Raw genomic sequence first — 9,750 nt, 5'->3', positions numbered from 1 at the left:
GTTCCCTTACACCCTGACTTTGCCCCGGAGGCTTGATGAAACTTAATGCTGCACAACAGGAAGCCGTTGAGTACACAGATGGTCCCTGTCTGGTTCTGGCCGGCGCCGGCTCGGGCAAAACCCGTGTAATCATTACCAAGATTAACTATCTCATCAAAAACAGCCTTGCCAGGCCTTCTGAAATTCTGGCCGTGACCTTTACCAACAAGGCGGCCAAGGAAATGCGTGACCGTATTGCCCGTGAGGTTTCTGATGATGTGGCCAAACAGCTGACCATCAGCACCTTCCACTCTCTGGGCCGCATGATTCTCAAGGAGCAGGCAAAGCAGCTGCGCCTGAGCCGCAATTTCTCCATCTTTGACAATGACGATACCTTCAAGATCATCAAGCAGATCATTACCAATGACTATCCCATGCTCAAAGATGCTAACAATCACACCTATATTGAGGATATCTGCCATCGCATTTCCATGTGGAAAGGCGAGCTCACCACTCCCAAGGGCCTGAGCAAAAGAGCCGATGTCGACAGCATTACTCAGGGTATTTATCAGAAATACACTGACTATCTGCGCGCCTGTAATGCCGTAGATTTTGATGATCTGATCTTCATTCCTACCCGTCTGTTGCTGCTGCGTGAGGAGATACGTAATGCCTATCAGGACCGCTTCCGCTACATTCTGGTAGATGAGTATCAGGACACTAACCATACCCAGTATGTGCTGCTGATGTGTCTGGTGGCCGAAAACCAGCGCTTTACCGTAGTAGGTGATGATGATCAGTCCATTTACTCATGGCGCGGTGCCCGTCCGGAAAACATTCAGAAGCTCACTCAGGACTTCCCTGAGCTCAAGGTAATCAAGCTCGAGCAGAACTACCGCTCCACCTCCCGCATTCTGCGCTGTGCCAACAGCATCATTGCCAACAATCCTCATATCTTTGAAAAGACACTGTACTCAGGCCTCAAAGAGGGTGACATGATCAATGTGGTCACCTGTGCTGATGGCGATGCTGCCTGTGAGTACATTGCCTCTGAGATCATGGGCCAGCACTTTGATCAGAAAAACTCCTGGTCGCACTATGCCGTGCTCTACCGCTCCAATGCCCAGGCCCGCGATATGGAAAAGGCCCTGCTCAGCTCCCATATTCCCTGCCGCATTACCGGTGATACCTCATTTTTCTCCCGTGCCGAGGTCAAGGACGTCATGTCATGGTGCCGCCTGCTGACCAACCCGCGTGATGATGCCGCCCTGCTGCGTATCATCAATATCCCTCACCGTGGCATTGGAGCTCAGACCATCAAGGTCATGACTGAGCTCAGTCACAAGTTCAACCGCTGCCTGTGGGACTGTGCCTGCTCTACGGAGATTAAAAATCTGCTCAATCCGTCCCAGTATGAGGCTCTGATTGGCTTTTTAGGCCTGCTGGTAGGTATCAGAAACAAATTGCTCAGCCGCCAGGATCTGGAAGTCAGTCAGAAACTGCTTGAGATGATTAATTACGAGCAGTATCTGCGTACTGACAGCTCTGAGGCTGCCTTTGAGTGGCGTCTTAAGAATGTGCAGACCCTGATGAGCTGGATTGAGGATCTGGTCAAAGGTGAGCGTGATGATCCGGTGAGCTTTGCCGACGCCATTGAGCGCCTTGGCATGCGTGAGCTGATGGAAAAGAAGCCTGATGAAGAAGAGCAGAATGCAGTGAATATGATGACGCTGCATGCTGCCAAGGGCCTTGAGTTCCCTAATGTCTTCATCCTGGGCTGGGAGGAGGGCATTTTGCCTCACCGCACTTCTATCGATGAGAACAATATTGAAGAAGAGCGCCGTCTTGCCTACGTGGGCGTAACCCGTGCGCAGACCAGGCTTACCCTGGTCATGGCCCGTCAGCGCAAGTCAGGCCCGAGCCTTGTCGATCAGGAGCCAAGCCGCTTCCTCTCTGAGATGCCTGAATCCGACCTGCACTTTATTAACAATGAAGTGCAGGTGGAAAAAGCCACCAATGAGCACGGCCTCAACCGCGCCATTGAGGAACTGCTGGGCTCGGCCGGCCTGTCAGGATGAGCCCGGGGCAGAGCCCACAGCCCTGCCATGCCTTGCTGGCCATGGCTGGGCTGTGGGACATGGCCTTGTGGCCTGACCTTATGGCCAGACCTGTAAGGCCCGCTGGCTCAAGCAGCGGGCCTTATCTGTTTTTAATGCAGATGTGATGTTGCCAGGTATGATGTTGTGCAGCTGTCATGAACGGTCTTTTACTCATGACAGCGAACAGACCATGATATTTATGCGCTTTGATATACCCTGTATCCTGCAATGGTGCATGTTGTGAGCGGTTTAACTATTTCTGAGAGCACAGCTTAAGATGGTAGAAAAAAGCGTTATTATTAGGTCTGAAATGATGATCCGGTCATCATCACCACACAATACAAGGAGATGTCATGCTGAAGAACGTCAATCCAACCTCAACCCAGGCATGGAAAGCCCTCACCGAGCACTTCAACCAGACCAGTGGCCGCACCTTAAAGTCTTTATTTGATGCTGATCCAAAGCGCTTTGAGGCTTTTTCCTTAACTGTAGGTAACGGCGACATTGTAGCTGACTATTCCAAGAACCTTATCGATGAGAAGACCCTGTCCTTACTTATCGACCTTGCCAACGAGTGTGGCTTAAAGGAAGACATCGCTGCCATGTTCCGTGGCGACAAGATCAACCGCACTGAAGATCGCAGCGTACTGCACACTGCTCTGCGTAATTTCTCCGGCAAGCCTGTTATGTCAGACGGTGCTGACGTAATGCCTGAGGTTCAGAAAGTTCTGGCCAAGATGAAGGGCTTTTGTGAGCGCGTTATTGGCGGTGAGTGGAAAGGCTATACCGGCAAGACCATTACCGATATCGTCAATATCGGTATCGGCGGCTCCGACCTCGGCCCTTGCATGATTACCGAGGCTCTGACCCCATATCACAATCACCTCAAGACCCACTTTGTATCCAATATTGACGGTACTCACATTGCTGAGACCCTCAAGAAGGTAAATCCTGAGACCACCCTGTTCCTCATTGCCTCCAAGACCTTTACCACTCTGGAGACCATGACCAATGCCCACACCGCCCGTGACTGGTTCTTAAAGCACGCCGGTGACATCAGCCACGTTGCCAAACACTTCGTAGCTCTGTCCACCAATGCCAAGGGTGTTGCCGACTTCGGTATCGATACCGACAACATGTTCGAGTTCTGGGACTGGGTAGGCGGCCGTTACTCCTCATGGTCAGCCATTGGTATGCCAATCGCTCTGGCCTGCGGCTATGACAATTTCGAGCAGCTCTTAAAGGGCGCCTACGAGATGGACTGCCACTTCCAGGAAGCAGACTTCCGCTCCAACCTGCCAGTATTAATCGCCCTGATTGGCATCTGGTACAACAACTTCTACAAGTACGCCACCGAGGCCATTCTGCCATACGACCAGTACATGTACCGCTTCCCTGCCTACTTCCAGCAGGGCAACATGGAGTCCAACGGCAAGTATGTTGACCGCGACGGCAAGCCTGTTGACTATGAGACCGGTCCAGTTATCTGGGGTGAGCCAGGCACCAACGGCCAGCACGCTTTCTACCAGTTAATCCATCAGGGCACCAAGGTCATTCCATGTGACTTCATTGCCCCTGCCCGTACTCACAATCCACTGGGCGATCACCACGTAAAGCTCCTGTCCAACTTCTTTGCTCAGACCGAGGCTCTGGCCTTTGGCAAGACCAGAGAGCAGGTTGAGCAGGAATTTGCTGCCAAGGGCAAGAGCGCCGAAGAGGTCAAGGACATCGTTCCATTCAAGGTCTTTGAAGGCAACCGTCCTACCAACTCCTTCCTCGTCAAGGAAATTACCCCACGTACCCTGGGTATGCTCATTGCCATGTACGAGCACAAGATCTTCGTTCAGGGCGCTATCTGGAACATCTTCAGCTTCGACCAGTGGGGTGTAGAGCTGGGCAAGCAGCTGGCCATGAAGATCATTCCTGAGCTGGAGAACAATGAGGTTATCACCTCTCACGACAGCTCCACCAATGGCCTTATCAACGCCTACAAGAAGCTCAAGTAAGAACTGATCGTTCCGGTATAACCGGAGATCAAAAAAAGCCCGGGGGGAAACCTCCGGGCTTTTTTTTGTGCCTTACGGCCGGACAGCCGCATGGCCGCAGCCGCGCCGCCCTGGCGGCGCCAGGGCCGTCCGGGCCGGGCAGGCCAGAGGCCCGACGCCTGGGCTGGGTCGGGGCCGGGGCTCAGACAAACTTTTTGATGAAGCTTACTGCATGGGCAAGCCACAGGGCGGCGTGCTCGTCGGCATAGGCAAAGCTGTTGTCCGGCTCGACATCGGATGTAGCGGTAGCAAGGCCGTGGATACCATGAGGCAGTACCATCAGCTCGGCTGTGTTGCCGCAACGCCACATGGCCTGAGCATAGTTAAGGGCATTGCGCACCGGTACCACATCATCATCGGCAGTATGCCAGATAAAGGCAGGCGGGGTGCCTGGTCTGACCTTGTCGTCTGTAGTAAATTCGCGCCACTTTTGCGGGTCGGTCGAACCGGTCAGGCAATGGAAAACCATACGTGCCCTGTCCTCAGGTACGGCACTCTGTACGGCATAGGACAGGATAGCACCATCAGGCCTGAGGCTTGAGCGCCATGGGCCGGCCGCCTGCAGCTGCGGACAGTCATAACGGGTGCACAGTGAGGCAGCCAGATGACCACCGGCGGAAAAGCCGCACAGCACAATGCCACTGTTGCCGTAGCCCAGCTGTTCATTGGAGCGCAGTTCATCAACAGCATGGGCAAGCTCAGTCATAGGACCATAGCCAAGGCCCTTGCCTGAACTCAGGGCATCTTCCTCATCCATTACCTGATAGTTGAGCACGGCGCTGTCGATACCGTGATTGGCAAAGTGCAGAGCAATATTGCGTGCTTCGCGGAAGGAGCAGAACTCATAGCCGCCACCGGGCAGCACTATGACCAGCCAGCAAGAGCGCGGGGCACCGCTGTGAGAAACGGGTCCCGTGGTACCAGGTCTGACGGCCGGGCCCTCAGGGCAGCGGCTGGCAGCTGTAATCAGCTCCAGCTGGCGGCCATTGGGCAGAGCAATCATTTCATCTACGGCAATCAGAGTCTGCTGAATCTGATGGCCACGCTGCTGGTGTAATACTGTTTTGGCATCCATGGTATTGTCCCCGAAAAAATCTCGTTACAGGGCATTATAACCCGCAGTCTGAGCCCGGGTACGCGCCCGGCCCAGGTGGCGCAGGGCGCGCCGCAGCGCGCCTGCAGCCTGCGCGGTGCCGGCCCGCCAGCGAAGGCGGAGGGTTGCACAAACAGCTGGCCGTAAGGCGGCGCTGCAGGCCTGCAGGCATTAATTGCTATAATCTGCAGGCAATGCCGTCATCATAGGAGATCCTGACATGGCTGTTACTCATCCTCTCTCATTATTGCTCTCGGGCGCCCACCATGCCCCGGCCGAGACCTCTGCCTCAGCTGCGCTGGCCGGTGGCGCTGCGGCTGCTGCAGGCTCAGGCGGTGCCGGTGATGAGAGTGCGCTCAGTCCTACCGGCGCGCTGACGGGCGCGGGCATTGGATCAGGCGCTGAGGCCGCCAGCTGCGGATGGGTCAACAATTCTGCAGACACAGCCCTTGATGCCAATGGCCAGGTCATTGGCGGTCTTGATTATGCCTATGATGAAAATCAGCTCAATTACATTCCGCTGCACGTCCACTCTGACTATTCCATCATGGATGGTCTTGAGAGCGTGGGGGCCATTGTAAAGCAGGCAGCCAAACTCAAGATTCCGGCCATTGCCCTTACCGACCTTACCAATGTGTGCGGCTATATCCGCTTTTACTCAGCCTGCCGTGCCGCCGGTATCAAGCCTATTATGGGAGCTGATCTCATTGTTCGTGAGGAGCCACGCCCAGGCGAGAGTGAATACACCTTCAAGATCACTGTTCTGGCCATGGACCGCAATGGCCGCCAGAATCTTTATGATCTGCTCTCTGAGGCCTGGCTGCGCTCTAAGGCCGGTACTTTCAGCGCTACTACTGTGCTTGCTGATCTGGCCAAATACAACGAAGGCATTATCATTCTCGACGGCTTTAAGGGCGATCTGGCCCACTTTATTGCCAACCGTCAGAACGATCGCCTGCAAAAGCGCCTTGAGTTTTACAAGCAGTACTATGGCGACCGTTTCTGCATTGAGATCATCCGTACCGGCCGTGAGGGCGAGAGCTCTTTTGAAAATGCCGCTCTGGCTATCTGCGCCCAGTACGGTATCGCGCCTGTAGCCACCAATGATACCTGCTTCCTGTTCAGCGAAAGAGATACGGGCAAGGACGGTCTGTCTGACTATCAGGTCCATGATGTCCGTGTGTCCATTCAGAACAAGACCACCCGTGGTGACAAGGAAATGGCCCGCCTGTACTCAAAGGAGCAGTATCTCAAGTCTCCTGATGAGATGCGCCAGCTGTTCCATGATCTGCCTGAGGCCCTTATCAACACCCGCATGATTGCCGAGCGCTGCAATGTCGAGCTGGAGCTGGACGTGCCGCGTCTGCCGCGCTATCCAACAGGCGATCTGTCCACAGCTGACTGTCTGCGCCAGAAGTCCTATGAGGGTCTGCAGGAGCGCCTTGAGTTCCTCTTCCCTGATCCTGTAGAGCGGGAAAAGGTCCGCCCTGCCTATGAAGAGCGTCTTGAGACCGAGCTCAACGTTATCATCACCATGGACTTCCCGGGCTACTTCCTCATCGTGATGGAGTTTATCCAGTGGTCCAAGGATCATAATGTGCCTGTAGGACCAGGACGAGGATCAGGCGGTGGATCACTGGTAGCCTATGCCCTGAAGATCACCGACTTTGATCCTATGGCCTTTGATCTGCTCTTTGAGCGTTTCCTCAATCCTGAGCGTGTGTCCATGCCTGACTTTGACGTGGACTTCTGCCAGAGAAACCGTGAAAAGACCATTGATCACGTAAAGGAAAACTACGGCAAAAACGCCGTATCTCAGATTGCTGCCTTCGGTACCATGGCACCTAAGGCTGCCATCAAGGACGTGGGCCGTGCTCTGGGCATGACCTACGGCTCGGTAGATTATGTGGCCAAGATGCTTCCTAATACCCCAGGTCTTTCCTTCCAGGCAGCACTTGGTTTTGACAAGAAAGGCAATCCGGCTGAATCAGTAGCCCCTGATTTTCTCAAGCTGTACAACGATGCGGTCAATAATGATGACAAGACCCGTATCGAGCTTATTCACTTCTCCATGCGTCTTGAAGGCGTGATCAAATCTATCGGCAAGCACGCTGCAGGTGTGGTTATTTCCCCTACCCGTACAGCTGAATTTACCCCGCTGATGCTCGATGCCTTTGGCAACCCTATTACCCAGTTTGACAAAAAGGACGTAGAGCACGCCGGCCTTGTGAAGTTCGACTTCCTTGGTCTGACCACTCTGACCATTCTTCAGGATGCTGTGGACATGGTAAATGCCCGCATGAAGCGTCTGGGCAAGCCACCTGTTGATATTCACGCCATTCCTTTCCATGACGATGATTCCTTTGAGGTGCTCCAGCAGGGTGAGACCACAGCCGTGTTCCAGCTCGAATCTGACGGTATGCGCAAGCTTATCGGCCAGATGCGTCCTGACCGCTTTGATGACCTTATCGCTCTGGTGGCTCTGTACCGACCAGGTCCTATCAAATCAGGCATGGTGGACCACTTTGTAAAGCGCAAGCATGGTGAAGAAGAGGTAAGTTACCCGTCCCCTGACTTCCAGGATCTGGATCTCAAGCCAATTCTGGACTCCACATATGGCGTTATCGTCTATCAGGAGCAGGTAATGCAGATTGCCCAGGTGCTGGCCGGCTATTCGCTGGGCGGAGCTGACATTCTGCGTCGCGCCATGGGTAAGAAAAACCCTGCTGAAATGGCCAGCCAGCGCTCGGTATTTGCTGAGGGCTCAGCCAAAAAGGGCAAGGATACCGGCATTGCCATGAAGATCTTCGATCAGGTGGAAATGTTCGCCGAGTACGGATTTAACAAGTCCCATTCTGCAGCCTATGCCCTGGTCTCCTGGTGGACCCTGTACATGAAGGTCCACTATCCGGCTGAGTTCCTGGCTGCCATGATGACAGCTGACAGCCTGAAAACTGAAAAGCTGGTGTCCTATATTGCCGAATGTCACCGAGTCAACGTCAAGGTCAATCCGCCTTCAGTTAATGCCGGCCGCTTTGAATTTACCGTTGATATCGACGGCGCCATTATCTACGGTCTGGGCGCTATCAAGGGCGTAGGTGAGGAACTGGTAAATCAGATAGTAAAGGTAAGAGAAGAGGGCAAGTTTACCGACTTCTTTGACTTTGTATCCCGTGTCGGTACCGCCCGTCTGAACAAGAAGAGTCTTGAGGCCCTGATTTACAGCGGTGCTCTGGACTGCCTCAAGGGCAGCCGCTCACTTAAATTTGCCAATATCAACAAGGCCATTCAGTTTGCTGTCCAGACCCGTGAGGACAGTGACTCAGGTCAGACCGATCTCTTCTCCATGATGGCCATGGATGAGGTTCAGGAAACTCCGGAATTTGATCCGGCACCTGAGTGGCCTGAGAAATACACTCTTAATCAGGAAAAGCTCATCCTGGGCCTTTATCTGTCGGGACACCCTATCAATCCTTACAAAAAGGAGCTTTTCAGCTACTGCACCACCTCGCTGGGACGTCTGCGTCCGGGCAGCTATGACCGCCCAGCCGTTGAGACTGTATGCGGCGTAGTCATCAACTGCGACTGCCGCATGTCCAAAAAGGACAGCAGCAAGTTCTATATTGTGACCATTGATGATGGCAGCTCTCAGGTCAATGTGCCTTTCTACGGCCATCAGGCCGAGACCCTGACCGCCATTCTTGATGAACGTGCTCAGGCTCAGGAGATGCGCATTAAGAGCGCCGGTAATGATGTCGATGCCAGTCTGCTCTGCGAGGCTCCGCTTATCCTCATCATCAAGGTAGCCGTATCCAATGATGCCGAGGGCGTAAGAATACGTGCCCGTAAGATTGAAACCATTGAACTCATCAGACGCCGCAGGGCCCGTGCCATTACCATCATGCTCCCTCAGGCTTTCTATGAGCACAATTATGAATTCATCAACAGGGTTATTCTGCGCAATGCCCGTCCGGTAAGTGAGATTATTGCGTCCCTGCAGCGTGCCGGTGTGGCCCCGAAAACAGCTCTGCCGGGCTATACTCCAGGTGCGTTCCAGGCACCGCCTCCTGCCCCGCCTCAGCAGCAAAATCAGCGCGGCCGCCGCTTTGAGCGCAATGAAGATGAGGTGCTGGTAGATGAGGGCTGCACCCTGAGCCTGCTTATCGACAACACCCGCATCAGCCTGCTCAACAACAACTATCGCATCCTGCCTACCGATGACCTCATCGAAAGCATACGCGACCTTGCAGGCGTCGACGCCATCCAGATAGCCTGACCCCGTGCCCGGCCATATGGACAGGGCCTGCGGGGCCAGGGCCTTTGGGCCTGCCAACGGCCCATGGCTATGGACCTGCCTACGGCCCGGGGCTGTGGACCAGCCCAGGTACCTGCCAGCGGCCCGGGCCCTGTGCCAGGCAAAAAAAATCCTCCCTGACTGTGGTCATGGGAGGATTTTTTATGGCCTGACCTGCTAATGCCTGGTCAGCACTGAACTCAGTGCAGGGCACCAAGAGAGCAGTGCACTCTGCCTGAG

The 9,750-nt window shown here is 54.3% G+C and carries 4 protein-coding genes; 3 read left to right on the top strand and 1 reads right to left on the bottom strand.

Going from position 1 to position 9,750, the window contains the following annotated elements; all coding sequences use genetic code 11:
• The first annotated feature begins 35 nt into the window (after nucleotides 1–35).
• Both MXE41_RS04480 and pgi read left to right on the top strand, forming a co-directional pair.
• Nucleotides 36–2,057 (top strand): UvrD-helicase domain-containing protein, encoded by a 2,022-nt coding sequence (locus tag MXE41_RS04480; protein WP_246976073.1) that lies wholly within the window; start codon nucleotides 36–38, stop codon nucleotides 2,055–2,057.
• 377 nt (nucleotides 2,058–2,434) lie between these two features.
• Complete coding sequence (gene pgi, locus MXE41_RS04475; protein WP_246976326.1) at nucleotides 2,435–4,084, top strand: glucose-6-phosphate isomerase; 1,650 nt, start codon at nucleotides 2,435–2,437, stop codon at nucleotides 4,082–4,084.
• A gap of 181 nt (nucleotides 4,085–4,265) precedes the next feature.
• On the opposite strand, the gene MXE41_RS04470 is transcribed toward pgi, so the two are convergent.
• Nucleotides 4,266–5,198 carry an alpha/beta hydrolase gene (locus MXE41_RS04470; RefSeq protein ID WP_247099517.1) on the bottom strand — a complete coding sequence of 311 codons (933 nt, stop codon included), beginning with the start codon at nucleotides 5,196–5,198 and terminating at the stop codon, nucleotides 4,266–4,268.
• Between the two features lie 238 nt (nucleotides 5,199–5,436).
• On the opposite strand from MXE41_RS04470, the gene dnaE reads away from it, so the two are divergent.
• On the top strand, nucleotides 5,437–9,492 hold the full coding sequence (gene dnaE / locus MXE41_RS04465) for a DNA polymerase III subunit alpha (RefSeq protein WP_247099516.1): 4,056 nt from the start codon (nucleotides 5,437–5,439) through the stop codon (nucleotides 9,490–9,492).
• Nucleotides 9,493–9,750 lie beyond the last annotated feature (258 nt).

This window comes from Anaerobiospirillum sp. NML120449, from assembly GCF_023051105.1.
Lineage (GTDB): Bacteria > Pseudomonadota > Gammaproteobacteria > Enterobacterales > Succinivibrionaceae > Anaerobiospirillum.
Note: the sequence above shows the minus strand (reverse complement) of the source record. Positions and strands in the feature narration are given on the sequence as shown.

What these genes read in the sequence shown, in the direction of transcription:
- MXE41_RS04470 (WP_247099517.1), bottom strand. Translation starts at nt 5,198, where the DNA reads ATGGATGCCAAAACAGTATTACACCAGCAGCGTGGCCATCAGATTCAG.
- dnaE (WP_247099516.1), top strand. Translation starts at nt 5,437, where the DNA reads ATGGCTGTTACTCATCCTCTCTCATTATTGCTCTCGGGCGCCCACCAT.
- MXE41_RS04480 (WP_246976073.1), top strand. Translation starts at nt 36, where the DNA reads ATGAAACTTAATGCTGCACAACAGGAAGCCGTTGAGTACACAGATGGT.